The organism is Herbaspirillum camelliae, assembly GCF_001929405.1.
GTDB classification, from domain to species: Bacteria; Pseudomonadota; Gammaproteobacteria; order Burkholderiales; family Burkholderiaceae_D; genus Herbaspirillum; species Herbaspirillum seropedicae.
The window spans coordinates 2912998-2934836 of record NZ_KV880769.1; the positions used below are offsets into that span (position 1 = coordinate 2912998).

Below are 21839 nucleotides of genomic sequence, written 5' to 3' on the forward strand. Positions count from 1 at the left end.
TGAACCACGATAAGGAGCCATCATGGACATCAACAAGATCACCGCCATCAGCGCCATCGTCTTCGGCCTCGCAGGCCTGGCCGCACCGCTCACCCAAGCCCAGGAGATGCAGGGCTCGGTGGCCTACATGAACGGCGGCATCGGCGCCGGCGAGCAGCACAAGCTGCGCGAGGCGGCCAAGGACTACAACCTGCGCCTGCTCTTTTCAGAAGCCAAGGACGGCGCTTTCGTCAGCAACGTCAAGCTGACCGTCAGCGATCTGCACGGCAAGAGCATCTTCACCCTGCCCAGCGCCGGACCGATGACCAACCTGAAGCTGCCGTCCGGCGAATATGAGGTCACCGCCATCTACAACGGCGTCAAGAAGACCAGCAAGGTCAGCGTGGGCGAGAAGCCGGCCTCGCTGAGCTTCAACTGGGCGCATCAGGACAACTGACGCCCGCCCTCCATCGGGTCACTGCGCTGCCCGGCAGGCGTGCTGCCGGGGAGCGTCGTTGTGCTGCTGTGGCACGCTGTTGTTCGCGGTTGTCGCCATGTGGGAAAGATGACATTTTTGTCACTCAAATGTCATTCGAATGACGTGCTGGGCTGCCTAGAATCAGGTTCCCCTTCAACGACGTCTTCCAGGTCCCCATGATGAAAAAACTACTGCCTCAAGTCTTTCGCGGTGCACTGATCCCGGCGCTGCTGGCCAGTCATCTGTTGGTCCCCGTCGCGCTGGCGCAGACACCGGCACTGGTCGGTATCCGCGGCACCATCGTCTCGGTCGGCAAGGATCAGCTCGTCGTCAAGAGCAACAAGGGCGCCGAGCAGAACGTGGCGCTGGACAAGGACACCCGCGTGGCCGCCATCTCCATTGCCAACATCAATGACATCAAGCCCGGCAGCTATATCGGCGCGGCCGGCATTCCCCAGCCGGATGGGTCGCAGAAGGCGCTGGAGGTGCATGTCTTCCCGCCCGCCATGGCCGGCACCGGTGATGGTCATCGCCCCTTTGATCTCGCCCCCAACAGCACCATGACCAACGGCACCGTGGGCGACGTCATCGCCAGCAATGGCCGCACCCTGACGCTGAAGTACAAGAACGGCGAAAAGAAGATCGTGGTGCCCGAGGATGTGCCGGTGGTCAACATCGAAGCCGGTGACCGCTCGCTGCTGGCCGCCGGTGTCAAGGTGGTGGTGCGCGCCCGCAAGAATGCCGACGGCAGCCTCACCGCCGCCAGCGTCAGCGCCGGCAAGAACGGCATCACCCCGCCGATGTAACAAGGAGGGCGACGATGTCCCGACCACCCGTTCTTCATCCGCTGGCCGTACGCATTGCCCACTGGCTCAATGCCTTTGCCATCGCTTGCATGATCAGCAGTGGCTGGGGCATCTATAACGCCTCGCCCATCTTTGCCTTCAAATTCGCTTCCTGGATAACCCTGGGCGGCTGGCTAGGCGGTGCCATCGCCTGGCACTTCGCGGCGATGTGGCTGCTGGTGGCCAATGGGCTGTTCTATCTGCTCTATGGCGCCCTGAGCGGCCACTTTCGCCGCCACCTGCTGCCCGTGCGTGCGGGCGAAGTCTGGCGCGATGCCGGGCAGGCGCTGCGCTTCAAACTGCCGCACCAGCCCGGCGTCTATAACGCCGTGCAGAAGCTGCTGTATTGGGCGGTGATGCTGCTGGGCATCCTGGTGGTGCTGTCCGGATTGGCGCTGTGGAAGCCGGTGCAGCTGGACTGGCTGGCCGATCTCTTCGGCGGCTTCGACTTTGCGCGCAAGGTCCACTTCGCCGCCATGGCGGGCATCGCCGCCTTCGTGGTGGTACACCTGGCGCTGGTGGCCATCGTGCCCAGGACCCTCCTCCCGATGTTCATCGGCGGCCATGACAAGAAGGCCAATGCATCATGAAAGACAAGGACGACAAGCACGCGCCGAAGACGGAAAAGATCCTGCTGGCCGACCATCGCCCGGCCCTGGTGCAGGTGCAGCGCCGCCTCATGCTGCGCTCGGCGCTGTCGCTGGGGGCGCTGTCCATGCTCTCGGGCTGCGACCTGCAGGACAACGACAGCGTGGACAAGGTGCTGTGGGCCATGTCGCGCTGGAATGATCGCGTGCAGGCGCTGCTGTTTCGCAGCCACAAACTGGCGCCCACCTATGCGGCCAGCCAGATCACGAATCCCTTCCCATTCAACGCCTTCTATGACGAGTTCAATGCGCCGGAGATCGATGGCAGCGACTGGAAGCTGGAAGTCTCGGGCCTGGTCAGCGACAAGCGCAGCTGGACGCTGGAGCGCCTGCGCGCACTGCCGCAGGCCGGCCAGATCACCCGCCACATCTGTATCGAAGGCTGGAGCGCCATCGGCCAATGGTCCGGCGTGCCGTTGCGGCTGTTCCTCCAGGCCGTGGGCGCGGACCTGACGGCCAAGTATGTCGGCTTCAAATGCGCCGACCGCTATTATTCCAGCCTGGACATGCCCACCGCGCTGCATCCGCAGACCATCCTCGCGCTCGACTTCGGCAAGGAAGCCTTGCCGACACAGTATGGCTATCCCCTCAAGGTGCGTGTGCCGACCAAGCTGGGTTTCAAGAATCCCAAGCATGTGGTGGCCATCTTCGTGAGCAACCAGAATCCTGGCGGCTATTGGGAAGACCAGGGCTACAACTGGTTCAGCGGCATCTGAACCGACAGGCTTGCGACCGGCTCACTGCGTCGGCATGGCGCGCGAACGCGCAATGCTGGCTTCCACACCTTGCCAGGCCGGCTTGCCGGCGGCGAATTCGCTGCGCAGATAGGCCAGCAGGTCCACCATCTGGGCATCGCTGAAACTGTTGGCGAAGCCAGGCATGTAACCCAAGGCAGGATTGGCCGGTTCGCGGATGCCATGCAGGATCACGTGGACCAGGTTGTCAGGCGTATCGCTGTGCAGATTGGTATTGACCCGCAGCGAGGGTTTGACGCCGAACAGGGTTGGGCCTGTGCCTTCCTGGTGGCAAGCCGCACAGGCCCCTGCGAACAGGCGCTGGCCATTGGCCCGTGACCGCAGCTCGGCCGGGCTGGGCGCTTGCGTGGCGGATGCCGGTACGGGCGCCGCAGGGCTGCTGGCTGCGCCGGACTGGAACGAGGCCAGGTAATGCGCGATGGCGCGCACGTCACCCGGCGGCAACTGCGCCAACTCGGCCACCACCGGCGCCATCGGCCCGGCTGCGATGCCATGCCGTGCAGAGAAGCCCCTGCGCAAATAGGCAAACAATTCTTCCTCCGTCCACGGCGTGGGCGACTTCGACAAGGCCGTCAGCGCCGGCGCCTCCCAGCCATCGACCGTGCCGCCGCCCAGGTAGTGGCGTCCCCCTTTTTCTGCACCCAGCGCATTGCGTGGCGAGTGACAGGCCGCGCAATGGCCCGCGCCTTCGACCAGGTAGGCCCCGCGATTCCACAGATCCGAGCGCGCCGGATCGGGCTGGAATACCTGGGGATCATGGAACAGCGTATTCCAGCCCGCCAGCAAGGGCCGCAGGTTGAAGGGGAAGCGCAAGTCATTGGCCGGCGGTGTGCTGGCCACGGCCGGTTGCGCCATCAGGTAGGCATAGAGCGATTGCATGTCGGCCTCGCTGATCTTGGCGAAGGCGGTATAGGGGAAGGCCGGGTAGAGATGCCTGCCGTCGCGGTGGATGCCTTGGCGCATGGCGCGCTCGAAGGCGGCGTACGACCAGTTGCCGATGCCGGTTTGCTCGTCGGGGGTGATGTTGGTGCTGTAGATGGTGCCGAAGGGCGTCTGCAAGGCGTGGCCGCCGGCGTTGGCCGCCCCGCCCGGCGCGGTGTGGCAGACCGCGCAATCACCCGCCAGCGCCACCCGTCGTCCACGCTCGATGGTGGCGGCCGAGTAGAGGTCGGGATCGGGACGCGCGATGGGCGCGATCTCGCTGCGCCAGGGCATCGCCAGGGTCAGCGTAGTACCCACTGCCGCCACGGCCGCGCCCAGCCAGCCATACTTGCGCCAGCGCTGCGCGCCGCGGGCGGGCGCGGAGGCGTTCAATGCCAGCCGGATCTGCTCGCCGGAAAAGGGCGCCTGCCGCAGCCGCACGCCGGTGGCGGCATAGACGGCGTTGGAGATGGCCGCCGCCGCCGGCAGCGTGAAGGCAGCGCCGGCGTTGAGCTGGATGTTCTGCAGCGCCGGCGGTGTTCCCACCAGTTCGACCGTCGGTAGCGCGGCGCTCTGGGGCAAGCTGAGCGAGGCGGGCAAGGTGGACGGCAGGCTCAGTTCGCGCGACCAGGCATCGAAGCCCTTGCCGCCGTGCATGCTCTGCGCCAGCGCCAGCCGGGCCTGCTGGCCGAGCCGGTCGGCGTTGGCCTGTTCCAGCGCAGGGCTGGTTGCAGGCGGCTGCCCGGCAGCGCGTACGTCGTGGCCGGCGGTAATCTTGGTCACGCTCAGTTCGCCGGAGGCCTCGTCGTATTCCACATCGGCGACCCAGGCCGACCAGCTCTGCACGGGCTGGCCGGCTTGCTGTTCGATCGTGCTGGCATAGGCGAAGCCGCGTCCGCGCAAGCGGCCGCCCCGGCGCTGGCCTTGCTGCCGGGCGGGATGCCAGCTGGCGCCGTGCGCCACCGAACGGATCAGGTCCCTGCCGTGGCTGTCGGGCAGGTGGGCCAGGCGATACTGGACCGGGTCCTGTCCCAGGCGCTGCGCCACTTCATCCAGAAAGATCTCCTGCGCAAAGCAGGTCGCTGCGACCGGCACGCTGGTGTCCACTGGCCCACTGACGTGGACGGTGCGCCAGTCATAAGGCGAGGCCAGCGCCGCGCCATCGTTGGTGGAGGCGTCCGGCAGCGCATAGGCCGTCTCCGTCAGCAACCAGGCCAGTGGGGGGGCAGGGCTGTCCTGCGTGACTTCCAGTGCGCTGTTGCCCAGCGCGCCATCCTCATCGAATTCGCCGCGCAGATGCAGCGAGGTCAGGAGGGCGGGCGCATCTCCGGGCGTCAGCGCCAGCGAGACCGCTTCGCCACACTGCTGGCACAGCAGCGCTGCCACACCGGCCACATCGGAGGCGGCGCGGTACTCGCGGGCGTCGGCGGGTGCGCGGTGGCTGCGCACCTCGATCTGGGCGACCGGTAGAGCGAGCAAGCCCGCGACTTCGAGCGCGATGGCGGCGGGATTGCCGAAGGGCAGGTCGATGCGCATGCCCGATTTGCTAGGTGCGGCCAGGGCCACCACGTCGGGGGACGATAGGGCGGCTTCGCCCTCCTGCCATTGATAGTCGGCTTCCAGTGTGAGGTCGTACAGGCCTTCTTCTTCCTTGCCGCGCTGATAAAGGCTGTGCGCCTGGCGTGGGCGCAGCGCCTGGTCGTCGTCGGCCGGCGTGCTCCAGCGCGGCTTGAGCAGGGCGCAGGCCTGGCGCGCCTGGGCGTCGCTGTCGGCGATGACGGCCAGCAGGTGACGCTGCTGTACCAGCCTGCGCACGCCGGGCAATCCCAGCGCGGCGTCAACGTCCACGCCTTGCAGGTGGGCGCCGGTGTAACGCTGCGATTGCCAGCCCAGCACCGGCGGCAGGGCCAGCCGGGCATGGCGCAAGGAGGGTAGGGAGGAGGGCGTGGCGGTGGTAGCCGCCTGCAGGTCGATGCTGCCCATCATTGCCTTCCTCGCTGCAGTTCGACTGCACGCAGTGCGGCCCGCAGGATTTCCACATGGGTGCCGCAGCGGCAGAGGTTGAAGTCCAGTTCGTGGCGGATCTCGTCTTCGCTGGGCGTGGGTGAGCGCAGCAGCAGGGCCTTGATGGTCATGATCATGCCGTTGAGGCAGTAGCCGCACTGCGCACCCTGTTCATCGATGAAGGCTTGCTGCACCGGGTCCAGACATCCGTCCTGTTCCAGTCCATCGAGCGTGGTGACATGGCGCGCGGCCACGCCGGCCAGCGGGATCACGCAGGAACGCGCCGCCACCCCATCGACCAGCACCGTGCAGGTGCCGCATTCACCCAGGCCGCAGCCGAACTTGGGACCGTTGAGGCAAAGGTCGTTGCGCAGCACGTTGAGCAGCGGCGCATCGGCGGCAATGTCCAGGCTGACCGGGACGCCGTTGACATGGAAGGTGATGGGTTCTTGCTTGTGCATGGTCTCTCTGTTGCTGCGGGCGCCTCGGGGGCGCTTGTGGAATGGTCGTCAGCGCATGGTGAAGCATCCTTCATGCCAATGCGCTTGCTGCGGGGAGTATGCCTGCGCTTGCGGGGGCTGTCAGGCGGACCTCCTTCTTTGTCTTGAAAAAGAGTGTACACATTGAATAATGCCAAGTAAATCGCCAATTTCCATGTTGCATTGCGCGGCCTCGAACTGGTGCGATATAGGCCTGTAAACTCCCGTATTTGGTGCTGCATCGCACATAAATAGGGAAATGCGCGGTTCTGCTGGTGCGCATGAAAAACGCTGTTGCAAAGATCCGGGAAATGATTAAATATAGTGTATGCATTACAAATTAGCGAACTTCGCGTGACCGCGGCAGATCAAGGAGAACCTCACATGCAGCAGCGTCTTTACCGTATCGGGCAAATCGTCCCCAGTTCCAACACCACCATGGAGACCGAGATCCCGGCCATGTTGACGGCGCGCCAGGCGATCCGCCCCGAGCGTTTCACCTTCCACTCCAGCCGCATGCGCATGAAGAAGGTGGTCAAGGAAGAGCTGGCGGCCATGGATGGTGAGTCCGATCGCTGCGCCGTCGAGCTCTCGGACGCTCGCGTGGATGTGCTGGGTTACGCCTGCCTGGTGGCCATCATGGCCATGGGGCGCGGCTATCATCGCCAGTCCGAGCAGCGCCTGACCGCCCACACCGCCGCCAATGGCGCCGACGCGCCGGTGGTCACCAGCGCCGGCGCGCTCATCGATGCCTTGAAGGTCATCGGCGCGAAGAAGATCGTGGTCGTGGCGCCCTACATGAAGCCCTTGACCGAGCTGGTGGTCGATTACATCCGCCATGAAGGTTATGAAGTGCTGGACTATCGTGCCCTGGAAATCCCCGACAACCTCGACGTAGCCCGTCATGACCCGGCCAGGCTGCCCGCCATCGTGGCCCAGATGGATACCAGCCAGGTTGACGCCATCGTCCTCTCGGCCTGCGTGCAGATGCCCTCGCTGCCGGTGATCGCCCAGGTCGAGGCGATGACCGGCAAGCCCGTCATCACCGCGGCCGTGGCCACGACCTACGCCATGCTCAAGCGCCTGGAGCTGGACCGCATCGTGCCGGGCGCGGGTGCGTTGCTCTCCGGCGCTTACTGAGAGGCGCGCCATGCATAGCCGCTCCAGCAGCTTCCTCTACGGCGCCAACGTCCAGGCCAACGGCATCCGTCAGCATTACCTGCGCTATGGCGGCAACGACGGTGCGCGCGCCAGTCGCGACGCCGTCATCATCCTGCCCGGCATCACCAGTCCTGCGGTGACCTGGGGCTTTGTCGGCGAGCGCTTCGGCCAGCAGTTCGATACCTATGTGCTGGATGTGCGCGGCCGTGGTCTTTCATCGGCTTCCGATACGCTGGACTACAGCGTGGACGCCCAGGCCGCCGATGTGATCGCGCTGGCCCAGGCGCTGGGCTTGCAGCGTTACGCCATCGTCGGCCATTCCATGGGCGCACGCATCGGCGCGCGCGCTGCGCGCCAGGCGCCGCAGGGATTGACGCGGCTGGTGATGGTGGACCCGCCGGTATCCGGTCCGGGCCGCCGCGCCTATCCGTCCAAGCTGCCCTGGTATGTGGATTCGATGCGCCTGGCGCGCGAGGGATGTTCGGCCGAGCAGATGCGCGCCTTCTGTGCGACCTGGACCGAGGAGCAATTGCAGTTGCGCGCCGAATGGCTGCACACCTGCGACGAGCGCGCCGTCATCGCCAGCTTCGAGGAATTCCATACCGGTGACTTCCATGCCGACCTGCCCGCGCTGCGGCTGCCGGTGATGCTGATGCAAGCCTCGCGCGGCGACGTCATCCTGCCCGAGGATGTGGCCGAGATCCGCAGCCTGCTGCCGCAGGTGGTGGTGAGCCGCGTGGAAGACGCCGGCCACATGATCCCCTGGGATAACGAGGCCGGCTTCTACGCCGCCTTCGGCGACTTCCTCGGCGCGACACTGTAGATTCCGCTCATCGAATGACCGATTGCAAAGGAGAACACCATGGCCGTCAGCGACCATGACCTGATCAGCGCCTGGAAGCAGGTACTGAGCTTGTCCAGGCTGGAGGCGGGACAGATCGTCACCGTCCTCACCAGCAGCAGCACCCATCCGCAGACCCTGTCCACCGCCATGACCGCCGCTGCGCTCATGGGCGCGACCGTCAATCGTCTCGACTTGCCGCCGGTCAATGCGGAAAAGGCCCTGAGCCGCGACTCATTGGCCTACCTCGGCACCACCCCGCTGACCGGCAACCGCGCCGCCATCGCCGCCCTCAAGGAAAGCGACCTGGTACTGGACCTGATGACCCTGCTGTTCTCGCCCGAGCAGTACGAGATCCTCGCCACCGGCACCAAGATCCTGCTGGCGGTGGAGCCGCCCGAAGTGCTGGTGCGCATGGTGCCCAGCGAGGATGATCGCCGCCGTGTCGCCCAGGCGGCGCGCCTCCTGGAAGGCAAGCGGGAGATGCACATCAGCTCCGACGCCGGCACCGACCTGCGCTGTCCGCTGGGCGAGTTCCCGGTGATCCAGGAATATGGCTTTGTGGACCAGCCGGGCCGCTGGGACCATTGGCCCAGCGGATTCGTGCTGACCTGGCCCAACGAGCGCCAGACCAACGGCACCCTGGTCATCGATCGTGGCGATATCCTCTTGCCCATGAAGTGCTATGCGCAGGAAGCCATCGAGGTCACGGTCAAGGATGGCTTCGTCACCCGTATCGAAGGCGGGCTCGACGCCGAACTGCTGAGCGACTACATGGCCTCCTTCAAGGACCCGGAAGCCTATGCCATGTCGCACATCGGCTGGGGCCTGCAACCGCGCGCGCAATGGTCCACCCTGGCCATGTACGACCGCGAGGCCACCATCGGCATGGATGCCCGCGCCTACGAAGGCAATTTCCTGTTCTCCTTCGGCCCCAACAATGAGGCGGGCGGCAGCCGCACCACGGCCTGCCACATCGATATCCCGCTGCGCCGCTGCACGGTGGCGCTCGATGGCGTGCCAGTGGTCAAGGAGGGCAAGGTATTGGACGGTTTCGTCTACGGCAATTCGAAATGAGGCGGGCCGGCTTCACCGGCAGCCTCCCGCAAAGGAAGATACGATGCACAAGGAAGTGGAAACCTACCAGCGCCAGGGCTTTGGCCAGACGCTGGAAATGAAGCCGCCGTTCGGGCTGCTGATTGTCGATTTCGTCAACAGCTTCGCCGATCCGCAGCAGTTCGGCGGCGGCAACATCCCGCAGGCCATCGAGCGCACGCGAAGCCTCCTGGCGCATGCCCGCCAGCAAGGCTGGCCGGTGGCGCACAGCCGCATCGTGTTCGCCGATGATGACGCCGACCGCAACATCTTCGGCATGAAGGTGCCTGGCATGGTGACCCTCAAGGAAGACCTGCCCGGCAGCGCCATCGTGCCGGAACTGACCCCGGCCAACGGTGAGCTGGTGGTGCGCAAGACTGTGCCGTCGGCCTTCTTTGGCACCTCGCTGGCGCCGTGGCTCACGCAGCATGGCGTGCAGACCCTGCTGGTGGCCGGTGCGGTGACCAGCGGTTGCGTACGCGCCAGCGTGGTCGACGCCATGTCCTGGGGCTTCCGCCCGCTGGTGGTGTCGGATTGCGTGGGTGACCGCGCCATCGGCCCGCACGAGGCCAATCTGTTCGACATGGCGCAGAAGTATGCGGCCGTGATGCCGCTGGACGAGGCCATGCAGGTGGTCAGCCAGCGTTGATGTCCGCAGCGGGCAAGGCCGGTGCGAACCCGATGAATGTGACATGCAAGATGCGCTGACATGCAAGCAATGAACCCTACCGCCCCGACCCCGCGCGAGGCCCGCCGCCAGCTACTCTCGCGCAGCGACGCGCTGCTGGTGACCCGGGCGGCCCAGCCGGGCGTGAAGCCCGCGCCCGGCCAGCCGGGGGCGGCGTCTTCCTATGTGCAGCCCTTGCCGGATGTGTTCGTGGCCATCCTGGGCGAGGGGCAGGTGCTGGCCTTCAATGGCCACGTCGATCTGGGCACCGGCATCCGCACCGCGCTGGCGCAGATCGTGGCCGAAGAGCTGAGCGTGTCCATGGAGCAGGTCCGCATGATCCTCGGGCATACCGAGGAGGCGCCGAACCAGGGGCCGACGATTGCCAGCGCCACCATCCAGATTTCCGCCATGCCGTTGCGCCGTGCGGCCGCCCAGGCGCGCGAGCACCTGCTGGCGATGGCCGCCGCGCGCTGGGAGACCACAGCCGAGCGCCTGCGCGTGGAGGCCGGCTGCATCATCGATGGCGACGTGGCGGGGCGCACCATCAGCTATTTCGAATTGCTGCGCGGGCAACGCGTCGTGCTCACGCTGGAATCCGGCGAGGTGCCGCTCAAGCCGGTGAGTCAGTACACGCTGGTGGGACGTAGCTCGCAGCGGGTCGATATTCCGGCCAAGGTGCGCGCGCAGCCTGTGTATGTGCATGACGTGCGCGTGCCTGGCATGTTGCATGGCCGCGTGGTGCGCCCACCGCATCCGGGCCGCGACGGCGGGGATTTCGTTGGCCGCAGCCTGCTGGCGGTGGATCGCCAGTCGGTGGCCCATATTCCCGGCCTGGTCGCGGTGGTGGTGGAGGGTGATTTCATCGGCGTGGTGGCCGAGCGGGAAGAGCAGGCGCAACGCGCCATGCGCGAACTGAAGGTGCAGTGGAAGAGCATCCCGCCGCTGCCGCCCATGGACGACCTGGAAGCGCGCCTGCGCAGCCTGCCCGCCCAGCGGCGCGAGCTGGTGCGGCAGGGCGACATGGAGGCGGCTATTTCTAACGCCGCTGGCCACATCGAGCGGACCTATGTCTGGCCCTATCAGCTGCATGCATCCATCGGGCCGTCTTGCGCGGTGGCGGACTGGCGGGCGCAAGGCCTGACGGTCTGGTCCGGCACCCAGAATCCCCATGTGATGCGCATCGACCTGTCGCGTCTGTGTGATCTGGACGAGGGCAGCATCGAAGTGATCCGGCTGGAAGCCTCCGGCTGCTATGGCCGCAATTGCGCAGACGATGTGGTGGCCGATGCGGCCTTGCTTTCACGCGCCGTGGGCCGGCCGGTGCGGGTGCAGCTCACCCGCGAGCAGGAACACGCCTGGGAGCCCAAGGGGGCGGCCCAACTCATGGATGTGTGCGGCGGCGTCGATGCCCAGGGCCGGCTCTCGCACTATCGCTTCCAGACCCGTTATCCCTCCAATGATGCGCCGGTGCTGGCCTTGCTGTTGACCGGCAAGATCGCGCCAGAACCGCGCGTGCTGGAAATGGGCGACCGCACCGCCTTGCCGCCCTATGCCTACCCGCACATGCAGATCGATTGCGATGATGTCGCGCCCATCGTGCGCGCCGGATGGTTGCGCGGGGTGTCGGCCATGCCCAATTCCTTTGCCCACGAGGTCTTCATCGACGAATTGGCCGAGCTGGCCGGCGCGGACCGGCTGGCTTTCCGGCTGGCGCATCTGCCGGACGAGCGCGCCAGTGAGCTGTTGCAGGCGGTGGCGCACAAGGCTGGATGGGTCACGCATGCCCAGGGCTCGCGCGGGCAGGTGCAGGCCGACGGCAAGCTGCGCGGTCGCGGCATCGCCTATGCACGTTACGTCCATAGCAAGTTTCCGGGCTTTGGGGCGGCCTGGTCGGCCTGGGTCATCGATGTCGAAGTCGATCCGGTCACGGGCGCGCTGGCCGTCACCTCGCTGGTGGTGGGACAGGATACCGGCATGATGGTCAACCCGGCCGGGGTGCGCCACCAGATGCACGGCAATATCCTGCAATCCCTGAGCCGGGTGCTCAAGGAGCGGGTGGCCTTTGGGCCACAGGGGGCCAGCAGCCTGGAGTGGGGTGCCTATCCCATCCTGCATTTCACCGAAGTGCCGCCCATCGAGATCGTGTTGATGGAGCGCCAGGACCAGCCGCCCATGGGCGCCGGCGAATCGGCCTCGGTGCCGAGTGCGGCGGCCTTGTCCAATGCGCTCTTCGACGCCACCGGCAGACGCCTGCGCCAGCCGCCCTTCAATGCGGAGTGCATCCTGGCGGCGCTGCAGGAACCGCTGGCGGCGGGGTGAGCAGTCCACGCGGACTGCGCAGCCTACTCCTCGATCATCTTGCGCAGCAGGAACACCAGCGCCACACGTTCAGCCGGATTGAGGTTGCCATAGGTCGCCTCGCTGATCTGGGCGGCGAAGGGCACGGTGTCGGCCACCAGCGTGGCGGCGCTCTTGCTGAGCGACACCAGCACCTTGCGGCGGTCGGCCTCGTCGTGGGACAGCTCGATCAGGCCGCGCGCCTTGAGGCGCTCGACGATGCCGCGGATGGTAGCCTGGTCGATGGCGGTCACCTTGACGATGTCCGACAGCGAGCAGGTCTCCAGGTCGCGGATGGCGCACAGGGTCACGAACTGCGCGGCCGTCAACTGCGAATCCGGGATGTGCTGCTGGAAGATGGCGGCATGGCGCTGGTAGGCGCGGCGCAGCAGGTGGCCGATCTGGTCGGAAAAGTGATAATTGGCAGAAACGGTCTTCTTGGTCATGGGCACCAGAGATGAGTGGCTTGGCATGCCCTGGTCGCCGGCGGCGAGCAGAGGGCAGCTGCTGATTCTAATGTCCTGTTTGCCCGCTGTATACGTAGTAGATGCGGTGCCAGCGGAAGCCTTGGCGCGCTGGCGCGCCGGCGCAGTCCGTTTGGCGGTGGGGGAAGAGCGTGTTGCTGTGGTTTTCATCGGAGAGGTAGGCAAGTATGTTGATTGATTTCGCGGGGCTCAAGCCCGTCGAGGCTTATGAATGGATGTCGTCGCTGATCGTGCCGCGGCCCATCGCCTGGGTCTCGACCCTGGATGCGCAGGGACGCGCGAACCTGGCGCCCTTCAGCTTCTTCCAGATGGTCACCGGCAAGCCGCCCACCTTGCTGATCTGCCCCTTGTTGCAGCGGGGCGGCAAGCTCAAGGATACGGTGCTCAATATCGATGAGCGCGGCGAGTTCGTGGTCAATCTCGCTGCGCCCGCGCAGGCTGCGCAGCTCAACGAGACGTCCTTTCCCTTCGAGGCCGGCGTTAGCGAGTTCGAGGCCTGCGGCGTGACCGCCGCGCCCAGCCAGAGCGTGGCCCCGCCCCGTGTGGCGGACGCTGCGGCCAGCTTCGAGTGCAGGCTGGCCATGCTGGAGCCGTATCCGCGCCACGCGCCGTCTTGCCATCTGGTGTTGGGCGAAGTGCTGGTTGCGCATGTCCAGGATGACTTGCTCGATGGCGATGGCAAGCTCGATCCGGGCAAGGTTGATCTGCTCTTTCGCATGGGCGGCGAATGGTATGGCCGCAGCGTCAACGCCTCCAATTTCACGTTGCCGCGTCCGCGCTGATCGGGCTGGCCGTGCTGCTCCTGCAGAGGCGTCGTCGATCCATCGACGGCGCGCGCTGTTGCTGACACTCCATTGACGTTCTTGCATCCTGCTTGCGCGCTCGGCGCAAGCAGAAACGCCAGCACTGTCGCGATGTCGTGGTGCACAACGCACTGTGCTTGTGCAGTTTTCGCGTTTCGCATTAATATGGTGTGTACATTATAAATAATAAATCTGTAAGCGGCTTTGGAATCGCCGTGGAGACAAGCTGGATTCCCTGTATATCCCCATTTAATCCATATTAATCCGGCCTGCGCACTGCCTTCTTGCGCTCGGTCAAAGCTGGTCTATATTTTGCTTACACGCTAAATATAGAGTGTGTGCGTCATAAAAAATAATTGATGAGTCGCGCTTGCATCATCCCGTTGGTACGGACTGAGGATGCTGCGCGAGAACTGCCGCCGGCATGATCCGGCGGCGCCGCACAGGAGAGGAAGATGTTGTCGTTAACCGCTACGCAAGATCCACGGCTGCCGGCGCTCGGCCATGGAAACGAGGATGTCCAGGCCGACATGGCCCTGGGCGAGGATGAGTACCTGATCACGCGCACCGACATCGAGGGGCGGATGGTCTATGTCAATGCGGCCTTCGTCAGGCGCAGCGGCTACGCCGCTGATGAGTTGCTGGGGCAGCCGGCCAGCATGATGTATGCGCCCGATATGCCGCCCGAACTGGGTGTGGACCTGTGGCGCACGGTCAAGGCGCGCGGTGCGTGGACCGGGGTGATGCGTCATCGCGGCAAGGATGGCCGCTGCTTCTGGGCCAGGGCCACCATCACCCGCACCATGGTCGATGGTGCGCACGTCGGCCATACCACGGTGCGTACCCGGGCCGCCGATCATGAGGTACGCCGGATGCGCGCCTTCACCGCCGCGCGTCGACGCGGCGCGGGACGCTGGTGGGAATTGCGGGAAGGGCGGCTGGGCTTGCGCGGCATTGGCCGCTTGCTGCGTATCAGCTTGACGCCCACGCTGGCCTGGCGCATGCGTTTTGCCCAAGGTCTCAATGCTGCGCTGCTGTTGGTGGCGCTGCTCTGGCTGACGGGTTCTGGTGCTGCGGCAGGGTGGCAGGCGGTGGTGGTCGTGCTGCTCTCGCTCTGGCAGGCGCTGGTGCTGGCGCTGGCGGCGCGCCGCGTGAGCCGGCCGGTGGAGGGGATGTTGAGGCATGCGCGCAGCATCGGCGCGGGCGACCTCACGCAGGTGGTGGCTCAGCAGGGCGGCAGCGATGACGAGGTCGCCCGCCTGGCGATGAGCATGGATGTGATGCAGAAGAGCCTGGCCAGCCTGGTGCGCGACTTGCGTGAAGGCGTGGCCACGGTGGGCGGGGCGGCAGCGGAAATTTCCGACGCCAACATGGACCTGGCGGCCCGCACCGAAGAGACCGCTGCCGCCGTCGAGCAAAGCGCCCATCGCATGGCCGAGCTGGACAGCGCCGTGCAGCGCAATGCCGCCAGCGCCGGCCAGGCGCACGGGCTGGCCACGGCGTCGGTGCAGGCCGCCGAAGCTGGCAGCGTGCTGGTGCGCCAGGTGATCGGCAGCATGGATGAGATCTCGCGCAGCGCCAGCGGCATTGCCGAGATTTCCTCGGTGATCGAGGGCATTGCCTTCCAGACCAACATCCTGGCGCTCAATGCCGCCGTCGAAGCGGCGCGCGCCGGTGCGCACGGACGCGGGTTTGCCGTGGTGGCCAGTGAAGTGCGCAGCCTGGCCCAGCGCAGCAGCGACGCGGTGCGCCAGATCAGTGAATTGCTGGCGCGCTCGGGCAGCGATGTGGCCAATGGCGTGAACCTGGCAGGCCAGGCTGGCGAGAGCCTGGAGCAGATTGTCGAGCTGGCGCGCAAGGTCGGCGTGACCGTCGGCGAGATCAGCGAGGCCTCGCGCCAGCAAGGCGGCGAGATCGCGCACATCAACCATGTCATCGGACAGATCGATGACGCCGTGCGCCAGAACGCTGCCATGGTCGAGCAGGCGGCTTCTGCCGCTGCGGCGCTGGCCGAGCAGAGCCAGCGGCTGGAGCAGTCGGTGGCGATGTTCCGTACACGTCAGTAGGCGCAGCAAGGATTTCCAGAAGAAGCCCGGCTGACCGGGACGGCAAGGCAGTGGCGGTACCTCCAACACATCAATCAAAGGGATGAAGAAACATGAAAAAGGCATGGGCAGTCGGCGTGGCAAGTCTGTTGTGCGCGGGTGGCGCGCTGGCGCAATCCAACGTCACCCTCTATGGCGTGATCGATACCTACATGGGTTACACCAATGCGACCGGCAAAGGCTCGGTGGCGTCGCTGGACAGTGGCGGCTACCAGGCCAGTCGGGTGGGTTTCAAGGGCAGCGAAGACCTGGGCGGCGGACTGCGCGCCAACTTCCAGATGGAAAATGGCTTTGCTTCCGATAGCGGGGCCATGCACGATAGCACCCGTCTGTTCAATCGCCAGTCCTGGGTCGGCCTGGGCAACGAGCTGGGCGAGCTGCGCCTGGGACGGCAGAATTCGCCGGGCTTCCTGATGATCGCGCGCCTGGACGCCTTTGCGGGCGCGACCTATGCGTCCTTCCTCAACAACGTCTCGGCCTACACGCCGCGCTACGACAACGTGATCGGCTACCTCTCGCCGGTGATGCGCGGTTTCAGGGTGCAGGCCTACTATGGGCTGGGTGAGCAGACCGCGCCGCGCAACGGCCTGTCCACCGCCATGCTGGCGGGGGAGTACGAGAGCGGCCCGCTCTACCTGGGCGTGAGCAGCTCGGCCCAGAACAGCGCCAATGACAACATCACCATCCGCTCCACCTTTGCCGGCGGCGCCTATGATTACGGCAGTGGCAAGGTCTTCCTCGGCTATTACCGGGGCAACAACCTGGGTGCGGCGGCCAGTGCCAATACGCCCGGTTCGTACTACAGTGCCTATTCGCTGTCGGCCAACTATCGCCTGACTGGCCAGGCCACGCTCGGCGCCGGCTATGGCTGGGCCAAGGACAGCACGGGTGCGGGCCGCAATGCGCGCCAGTTCAGCCTGATCGGCACCTATGACCTGTCGCGCCGGACCATGCTCTACGCCACCTATGCTCACCTGGCCAACAACAATGGCGCGAGCTTCTCGCTGGCGGGTGCTGCGCCGATCACCAAGAATGTGCCGGTTTCGGGCGGCACGGTCAATGGGGTTCAGGTGGGTATCCGCCATCTGTTCTGAGTTTGTGATGTTCTGAAGTTCTGAGGTTCTGGAGAGGAGTCAAGCAATGGACAGTATCGACCTCGATGTACTCAAGCGCAGTCAGCAGTGGCTTGAGGCTGGCCGTGGCGTGTTGCTGGCCACGGTGGTGCGCACCTGGGGTTCGGCGCCGCGGCCGGTCGGGGCGATGCTGGCCTTGCGTGACGATGGTGCGCTGGTGGGTTCGGTCTCGGGCGGTTGCATCGAGGATGATCTCATCGCCAGCGTGCAGCGCGATGGCATCGTGCCGCAGCCGCCGGGGCGGCTGGTCTATGGCGTCGATGCCGACCAGGCGCATCGCTTCGGCCTGCCCTGTGGCGGCACCCTGGAGCTGGTGACCGAACCCTTGTCGGCGCAGAGCCGCATCGGCGAGTTGCTGTCCATGCTGGCCGAAGGTCGGCTGGTGCGGCGGCGGCTTTGCCTGCGCAGCGGCGCGGTGAGCCTGGAGCCGGCGCCTTCAGGCAGCATCCTGCAGGTGGATGCGCATGCACTGGTGACGGTGCATGGTCCGCGCTATCGCCTGCTGGTCATCGGTGCGGGAGAGCTGTCGCGCATCCTCTGTGCGATGGCGCTGGCGCTGGATTTCCAGGTGACGGTCTGTGATCCGCGCAGCGAGTACCTCGATCAGTGGGATCTGGCGGGCGTGGAACTGGTGCGCAGCATGCCCGACGACACCGTGGATGCGATGCAGCCCGATGCGTGTTCGGCTGTGCTGGCCTTGACGCACGATCCCAAGCTTGATGACCTGGCGCTGATGCAGGCGCTCAAGACGCCGGCCTTCTATGTCGGTGCGCTCGGTTCGCGCGCCAACAACCATGCGCGACGCGAACGGCTGCGGCTGTTCGACCTCACTGCTGCGCAGCTGCAGGCGCTGCGCGGACCGGTGGGGATCTTCATCGGCAGCAAGACGCCCGCCGAGATCGCCATTTCTGTCATGGCCGAGATCGTGGCCGTGCGTAATGGCGTGTTGCTGCCACGCGTGTGGGGTGTTGAAGAGGCCAAGTCGCTGCGTGGCGCGCCTGCTGCTGAGTCTTCGGGGAATGCGTGCAGATTGCGTCATGGTTAGTTATGGCGAGCCTGGCGCAACCTTTGTCCGGATTATTCCTGTAAACAATGATGTGTACGCTTTAAATTGCGCTGTGCGGGATCTTGCTTTGCGGATTCCGTGCGCTCCCCGCATAGTCGCACCAGTATGGGGTTTGTATGCCTATTAATGGGCATAAACTGCACTGCAATGCAGCAAGAAAAATCTCTTCGATAAACATCTATTCTTTTAAAAATAGAGTGTGTACACTGTATTTAATTCGACGTGTACCGGATTTCTCGTCGTAGGTTTTTCCCCATTTCGCAAGGAGATCAGTGTGTCCAATTCCCCTCGTATCGCCGTCGTCGGCGCTGGCTTGGGTGGTGCGGCAACCGCCGCGCTGCTGTTGCAGGAAGGTTTCAATGTGCGCGTCTATGAGCAGGCGCCCGGTTTCTCGCGCCTGGGTGCGGGCATCCACGTTGGGCCCAACGTCATGAAGGTACTGCGCCGCATTGGCATCGAGGATGAGATGAACCGCCAGGGTTCCCGTCCCGATTTCTGGTACAGCCGTCACTGGCAGACTGGCGACGTGCTGGCGCAGATTCCGCTGGGTGATTACGCGCTCAAGCACTATGGCGCGTCCTACCTCACGGTGCACCGGGGCGACTTCCACGAGCTGCTGATCAAGGCGCTGCCCAGCGAGCGCCTGAGCTTCGGCAAGTGCCTCACCAAGGTGGAGGACCGTGGCGATGTGGTGATCCTCAGCTTTGCCGATGGCACCATCGAAGAAGCCGATATCGTCATCGGCGCCGATGGCGTGAACTCGCGCATCCGCGAAGAACTGCTGGGGGTGGAGCCGCCCAAGTACGCCGGCTACCTGGCGCACCGCGCAGTCTTCCCCACGCCCGAACTCAAGGCCGGCATGCTGCCCTTCGATGCCTGCGTGAAGTGGTGGAGCGATGACCGTCACATGATGGTCTACTTCGTCACCAGCAAGGCCAACGAGCTTTACTACGTGACCGGCGTGCCGGTGGAGAAGTGGGATCTGAACGACCGCTGGCTGCCCTCGAGCAAGGAAGAAATGCGCGAGACCTTCCACGGCTGGCACCCGACGGTGCAGGCGCTGGTGGACGCGACCGTGGAAGTGACCAAGTGGTCCCTGCTGGAACGCGATCCGCTGCCGCTGTGGAGCCGTGGCCGTCTGGTGCTGCTGGGCGACGCCTGCCACCCGATGAAGCCGCACATGGCCCAGGGCGCCGCCATGGCCATCGAGGATGGCGCCATGCTGGCGCGCTGCTTCAAGGAAGTGGGCGTGAGCCACTATGCCGATGCCTTCGCGCTCTACGAAGCCAATCGCGCCGCCCGCGCCAGCAAGGTGCAGCGCATCTCGCATGACAATACCTGGCTGCGCACCAATGAAGATCCGTCCTGGTGCTTTGGCTACGACGTCTTCACCGAGCCGCTGGTCGCGCCCAGCAAGGCTGCCGCCTGAGCGCGCTTGGTTGATTGACCGCCGGGCCCGCTTCGAGGGAAAGCGAGGAAGGCTCGGCTCTTGCATCGTGTCGCCGGTCACCACCGGTACGGTAGCCAGGATGCCTGGCGCCGTTTTGAACATTTGAGGAGAGTTGCATGTCCACGCTACCCGCGTCAGTGGAACAGGGGCTACAGGCCGCCGGGGTCGGGAAGTTCCAGTATCGCTTGTTCGTCATCTTCGGTCTGGTCTGGCTGGCCGATGCGATGCAGGTCCTGTCCATCGGCTTCTCGGCGCCGACCATCGCCAAGACCTTCGGCCTGACCGTGCCGCAGGCGCTGCAGAGCGGCACGATGTTCTTTGTCGGCATGCTGCTGGGTGCCTTCGTCTTTGGCCGCCTGGCCGACCGCATCGGCCGCCGTCCGGTGCTCATGGGGGCGGTGGTGATCGATGCCTGCTTCGGCGTGGCCTCGGCCTTCGCGCCCGATTTCACCTGGCTCTTGGCCTTGCGCCTGCTGACCGGTATCGGCGTGGGCGGCACGCTGCCGGTGGACTACACCATGATGGCCGAGTTCCTGCCCAGTGCGCGACGCGGGCGCTGGCTGGTGATGCTGGAATCGTTCTGGGCCATCGGCACGATCTGCCTGGCCGTGCTGGCGCTGGTGGCGGTGAGCTGGGGCAATGACGCCTGGCGCGTGATCTTCTTCGTCACCGGCCTGCCGGCCCTGGTGGGCGTGGTGTTGCGCTTCTATGTGCCGGAGTCGCCGATGTATCTCAACCGCAGCGGCAAGTCCGACGCCGCACGCCAGGTGCTGGAGCGGGTGGCCAAGGTCAATGGCAGCAGCACGCCGATCCCGCCGCTGCAACCCGAGGTGGTGGAGCGCAAGCCCATGAGCGCGCTGTTCTCGGCTGCCCTGCGCCGCCGCAGCCTGTCGCTGTACCTGGCCTGGGGCTTGATCTCGATTGCCTACTATGGCGTGTTCGTCTATCTGCCGGTCAAGCTGGGTTCGGAAGGCTTCGGTTTCATGCGTGGGCAGATCTTCCTGATCTTCCTGGCGCTGGTGCAGTTGCCCGGTTATGCGCTGTCGGCCTATGGGGTGGAGCGCTGGGGCCGCAAACCCACGCTGGTGGGCTTCCTGGTGCTCTCGGCGGTGGGCTGCATGCTCTACAGCCTGGGCAAGGACCCCATGCTGGTGGTTGGTTCCACGCTGTTGTTGAGTTTTTCCCTGCTGGGTACCTGGGCCGCGCTGTACGCCTTCACGCCCGAGGTCTATCCTACCGACCTGCGCGCCAGCGGCATGGGCACGGCCGGCGCGGTGGCCCGCTTCGGCGGCTTGTTCGCCCCGGCCATCGTGGCGCCCGTCATGGCCAGCCATTTCACGCTGGCGCTGGCGATGCTGTCGGCCTTCCTGGTGGCAGGCGCCGTGGCCATTCTTTGCGTGGATGTGGAGTCGCGCAATCGTGCGCTGGAGTAGTTGAGACTGCGCGCCAGTGCGCTGGCCGGTTCAAGGGGAGCCACCGCATGCGGTGGCTTTTTTGTTGCTGCGGTGACGGGCCACGGCAGTTCATTAAGTTCTTTTGAGAGGCGCCAGGAAAATTCCGCCGGCTGGAATCTGTCATCTCTGAGATTGCGCTATCTCCCGCACCCGGCGCAGATCCTCTGCCGTATCCACATCGGCAAAGATGCCCTCATCCGTCACCTCCAGCTCCGTCACCGGATGTGTCTTCAGCAAGGCGCGTGCGCCCTGGTCGCCCTGCAAGGCCAGCAGTGCGTCCAGGTGAGCGCGTCCGAATCCGACCGGGTGGCCGCGCCGGCCCTGCATGACCGGGGCCACGATGGGTGCGCCGGCGGCCAGCGCGTCGCGCAGCAGGCAGAGGGTGGACACTTGCACGCACGGCATGTCGGCCAGCGCTACCAGCCAGCCCGAGGCCTGGGCGCTGTGCTGCACGCCGCATCGCAAGGACGCGCTCATTTCCCGCGATGCCGCTGGCGCGGGCATGCAGATCGCGCAGCCTTGCGCGCGCAGGGCCTCGGCCAGCGCGCCCGGTCCGGGCACCACGGCCAGCACCGGCATCACCTCCAGCAGCGCGGCGGCGGCCGCGGTGGCGACCATGCCGGGATGTCCGTCGTGATGGGGAAAGGCTTGCAGCAGCTTCTCTTCATGCGCATTGAAGCGGCTGCCGCGGCCGGCTGCCAGGAGCAGGGCGATGGGTGGAGAGGATGGGGCGGTCATGTGGCGTGGGTGCAAAGAAAGCAGGCGGGAAGGCGCTATTGTGCCCAAGTTCGCCCAGCGCCGCTTTCCTGGTCGGGGTGCTCTGGGGTGCGCTAGAGTGGCTTCCCGGTTGCGCCGGGGCCGTTTGCCAACAGATATTTATGTTTTTTATTTCATAACATTTTCCTCCCCTTGTGTTCTGCACGCCACGCTGCACGCTGCTTTACCGCCATGCCTTGCTTTTTCGGCATGGGACATTTCTTAATTTTGATATAGTCGGCAACGTAACGCACTTCTAGAATCGATTGCGTAACAGCAACGCAGGCACCAGTCTTGCTAGATCGGCTTGGGGGGCAAGCCGGCTGGGACGGAAGCAGGGTGGGGTCCGTCCCCCGGGGATGCCGAGAATAACGC

At 65.4% G+C, this 21839-nt stretch carries 19 protein-coding genes; 15 read left to right on the forward strand and 4 right to left on the reverse strand.

What is annotated here, in order from left to right; translation table 11 throughout:
- Positions 1 to 22: 22 nt before the first annotated feature.
- The 4 genes from BGK68_RS12960 to BGK68_RS12975 all read left to right on the forward strand — a co-directional run bounded on the left by BGK68_RS12960 (position 23) and on the right by BGK68_RS12975 (position 2665).
- Entirely contained in the window at positions 23 to 436 is a 414-nt protein-coding gene (locus BGK68_RS12960) for a hypothetical protein (protein WP_075257439.1), read from the forward strand.
- Between the two features lie 197 nt (positions 437 to 633).
- The gene (locus BGK68_RS12965; RefSeq protein WP_075257440.1) at positions 634 to 1263 is read left to right on the forward strand and encodes a DUF5666 domain-containing protein; all 630 of its coding nucleotides are present in this window, start codon (positions 634 to 636) and stop codon (positions 1261 to 1263) included.
- A gap of 14 nt (positions 1264 to 1277) precedes the next feature.
- Positions 1278 to 1892 carry a cytochrome b/b6 domain-containing protein gene (locus BGK68_RS12970; RefSeq protein ID WP_075257441.1) on the forward strand — a complete coding sequence of 205 codons (615 nt, stop codon included), beginning with the start codon at positions 1278 to 1280 and terminating at the stop codon, positions 1890 to 1892.
- A complete protein-coding gene (locus BGK68_RS12975; protein ID WP_075257442.1) occupies positions 1889 to 2665 on the forward strand; it encodes a molybdopterin-dependent oxidoreductase in 777 nt (258 codons plus the stop codon). Before BGK68_RS12970 ends, BGK68_RS12975 begins: the two co-directional genes overlap by 4 nt.
- Positions 2666 to 2686: 21 nt before the next feature.
- Here the strand turns inward: BGK68_RS12975 and BGK68_RS12980 are convergent, their stop codons facing one another.
- Positions 2687 to 5611 carry a c-type cytochrome gene (locus BGK68_RS12980; protein ID WP_083657804.1) on the reverse strand — a complete coding sequence of 975 codons (2925 nt, stop codon included), beginning with the start codon at positions 5609 to 5611 and terminating at the stop codon, positions 2687 to 2689.
- Positions 5608 to 6090 carry a (2Fe-2S)-binding protein gene (locus BGK68_RS12985; RefSeq protein WP_075257444.1) on the reverse strand — a complete coding sequence of 161 codons (483 nt, stop codon included), beginning with the start codon at positions 6088 to 6090 and terminating at the stop codon, positions 5608 to 5610. Before BGK68_RS12985 ends, BGK68_RS12980 begins: the two co-directional genes overlap by 4 nt.
- 402 nt (positions 6091 to 6492) lie before the next feature.
- On the opposite strand from BGK68_RS12985, the gene BGK68_RS12990 reads away from it, so the two are divergent.
- From BGK68_RS12990 to BGK68_RS13010, 5 genes are read left to right on the forward strand one after another with little or no spacing between them, the layout of a single operon-like run.
- Positions 6493 to 7248 (forward strand): maleate cis-trans isomerase family protein, encoded by a 756-nt coding sequence (locus BGK68_RS12990; RefSeq protein WP_013233344.1) that lies wholly within the window; start codon positions 6493 to 6495, stop codon positions 7246 to 7248.
- Between the two features lie 10 nt (positions 7249 to 7258).
- Positions 7259 to 8092, forward strand: a complete 834-nt coding sequence (locus BGK68_RS12995) for an alpha/beta fold hydrolase (protein WP_075257445.1) — start codon at positions 7259 to 7261, stop codon at positions 8090 to 8092.
- Positions 8093 to 8131: 39 nt separating this feature from the next.
- A complete protein-coding gene (locus tag BGK68_RS13000) occupies positions 8132 to 9187 on the forward strand; it encodes a M29 family metallopeptidase (protein ID WP_075257446.1) in 1056 nt (351 codons plus the stop codon).
- Positions 9188 to 9230: 43 nt separating this feature from the next.
- Entirely contained in the window at positions 9231 to 9854 is a 624-nt protein-coding gene (locus BGK68_RS13005) for an N-carbamoylsarcosine amidohydrolase (protein ID WP_075257447.1), read from the forward strand.
- A gap of 60 nt (positions 9855 to 9914) precedes the next feature.
- Positions 9915 to 12194 carry a xanthine dehydrogenase family protein molybdopterin-binding subunit gene (locus BGK68_RS13010; RefSeq protein WP_075257448.1) on the forward strand — a complete coding sequence of 760 codons (2280 nt, stop codon included), beginning with the start codon at positions 9915 to 9917 and terminating at the stop codon, positions 12192 to 12194.
- 23 nt (positions 12195 to 12217) lie between these two features.
- Here the strand turns inward: BGK68_RS13010 and BGK68_RS13015 are convergent, their stop codons facing one another.
- On the reverse strand, positions 12218 to 12658 hold the full coding sequence (locus BGK68_RS13015; protein WP_198937198.1) for a MarR family winged helix-turn-helix transcriptional regulator: 441 nt from the start codon (positions 12656 to 12658) through the stop codon (positions 12218 to 12220).
- Between the two features lie 206 nt (positions 12659 to 12864).
- On the opposite strand from BGK68_RS13015, the gene BGK68_RS13020 reads away from it, so the two are divergent.
- From BGK68_RS13020 to BGK68_RS13045, 6 genes are all read left to right on the forward strand, one after another.
- Entirely contained in the window at positions 12865 to 13479 is a 615-nt protein-coding gene (locus BGK68_RS13020; RefSeq protein ID WP_075257450.1) for a flavin reductase family protein, read from the forward strand.
- A 476-nt stretch (positions 13480 to 13955) separates the two neighbouring features.
- Complete coding sequence (locus BGK68_RS13025) at positions 13956 to 15566, forward strand: methyl-accepting chemotaxis protein (protein WP_083657805.1); 1611 nt, start codon at positions 13956 to 13958, stop codon at positions 15564 to 15566.
- 92 nt (positions 15567 to 15658) lie between these two features.
- A complete protein-coding gene (locus BGK68_RS13030; protein WP_075257451.1) occupies positions 15659 to 16699 on the forward strand; it encodes a porin in 1041 nt (346 codons plus the stop codon).
- A 46-nt stretch (positions 16700 to 16745) separates the two neighbouring features.
- Positions 16746 to 17783 carry an XdhC family protein gene (locus BGK68_RS13035; protein WP_075257452.1) on the forward strand — a complete coding sequence of 346 codons (1038 nt, stop codon included), beginning with the start codon at positions 16746 to 16748 and terminating at the stop codon, positions 17781 to 17783.
- Between the two features lie 295 nt (positions 17784 to 18078).
- Positions 18079 to 19233, forward strand: coding sequence for an FAD-dependent monooxygenase (locus BGK68_RS13040; RefSeq protein WP_075257453.1), 1155 nt, complete (start codon positions 18079 to 18081; stop codon positions 19231 to 19233).
- 137 nt (positions 19234 to 19370) lie between these two features.
- The gene (locus tag BGK68_RS13045) at positions 19371 to 20687 is read left to right on the forward strand and encodes an MFS transporter (RefSeq protein WP_075257454.1); all 1317 of its coding nucleotides are present in this window, start codon (positions 19371 to 19373) and stop codon (positions 20685 to 20687) included.
- A 141-nt stretch (positions 20688 to 20828) separates the two neighbouring features.
- On the opposite strand, the gene BGK68_RS13050 is transcribed toward BGK68_RS13045, so the two are convergent.
- Positions 20829 to 21446 carry a nucleotidyltransferase family protein gene (locus BGK68_RS13050; RefSeq protein ID WP_075257455.1) on the reverse strand — a complete coding sequence of 206 codons (618 nt, stop codon included), beginning with the start codon at positions 21444 to 21446 and terminating at the stop codon, positions 20829 to 20831.
- Positions 21447 to 21839: the final 393 nt, after the last annotated feature.

Bases quoted from the DNA above. Each gene is read 5' to 3' on its own strand.
- BGK68_RS12990 (WP_013233344.1), top strand. From the start codon at position 6,493: ATGCAGCAGCGTCTTTACCGTATCGGGCAAATCGTCCCCAGTTCCAAC.
- BGK68_RS13050 (WP_075257455.1), bottom strand. From the start codon at position 21,446: ATGACCGCCCCATCCTCTCCACCCATCGCCCTGCTCCTGGCAGCCGGC.
- BGK68_RS13035 (WP_075257452.1), top strand. From the start codon at position 16,746: ATGGACAGTATCGACCTCGATGTACTCAAGCGCAGTCAGCAGTGGCTT.
- BGK68_RS12975 (WP_075257442.1), top strand. From the start codon at position 1,889: ATGAAAGACAAGGACGACAAGCACGCGCCGAAGACGGAAAAGATCCTG.
- BGK68_RS12965 (WP_075257440.1), top strand. From the start codon at position 634: ATGATGAAAAAACTACTGCCTCAAGTCTTTCGCGGTGCACTGATCCCG.
- BGK68_RS13025 (WP_083657805.1), top strand. From the start codon at position 13,956: ATGTTGTCGTTAACCGCTACGCAAGATCCACGGCTGCCGGCGCTCGGC.
- BGK68_RS13030 (WP_075257451.1), top strand. From the start codon at position 15,659: ATGAAAAAGGCATGGGCAGTCGGCGTGGCAAGTCTGTTGTGCGCGGGT.
- BGK68_RS12995 (WP_075257445.1), top strand. From the start codon at position 7,259: ATGCATAGCCGCTCCAGCAGCTTCCTCTACGGCGCCAACGTCCAGGCC.
- BGK68_RS12985 (WP_075257444.1), bottom strand. From the start codon at position 6,090: ATGCACAAGCAAGAACCCATCACCTTCCATGTCAACGGCGTCCCGGTC.
- BGK68_RS13020 (WP_075257450.1), top strand. From the start codon at position 12,865: ATGTTGATTGATTTCGCGGGGCTCAAGCCCGTCGAGGCTTATGAATGG.
- BGK68_RS13045 (WP_075257454.1), top strand. From the start codon at position 19,371: ATGTCCACGCTACCCGCGTCAGTGGAACAGGGGCTACAGGCCGCCGGG.
- BGK68_RS13000 (WP_075257446.1), top strand. From the start codon at position 8,132: ATGGCCGTCAGCGACCATGACCTGATCAGCGCCTGGAAGCAGGTACTG.
- BGK68_RS12960 (WP_075257439.1), top strand. From the start codon at position 23: ATGGACATCAACAAGATCACCGCCATCAGCGCCATCGTCTTCGGCCTC.
- BGK68_RS12970 (WP_075257441.1), top strand. From the start codon at position 1,278: ATGTCCCGACCACCCGTTCTTCATCCGCTGGCCGTACGCATTGCCCAC.
- BGK68_RS13015 (WP_198937198.1), bottom strand. From the start codon at position 12,658: ATGACCAAGAAGACCGTTTCTGCCAATTATCACTTTTCCGACCAGATC.
- BGK68_RS13010 (WP_075257448.1), top strand. From the start codon at position 9,915: ATGCAAGCAATGAACCCTACCGCCCCGACCCCGCGCGAGGCCCGCCGC.
- BGK68_RS13005 (WP_075257447.1), top strand. From the start codon at position 9,231: ATGCACAAGGAAGTGGAAACCTACCAGCGCCAGGGCTTTGGCCAGACG.
- BGK68_RS12980 (WP_083657804.1), bottom strand. From the start codon at position 5,611: ATGATGGGCAGCATCGACCTGCAGGCGGCTACCACCGCCACGCCCTCC.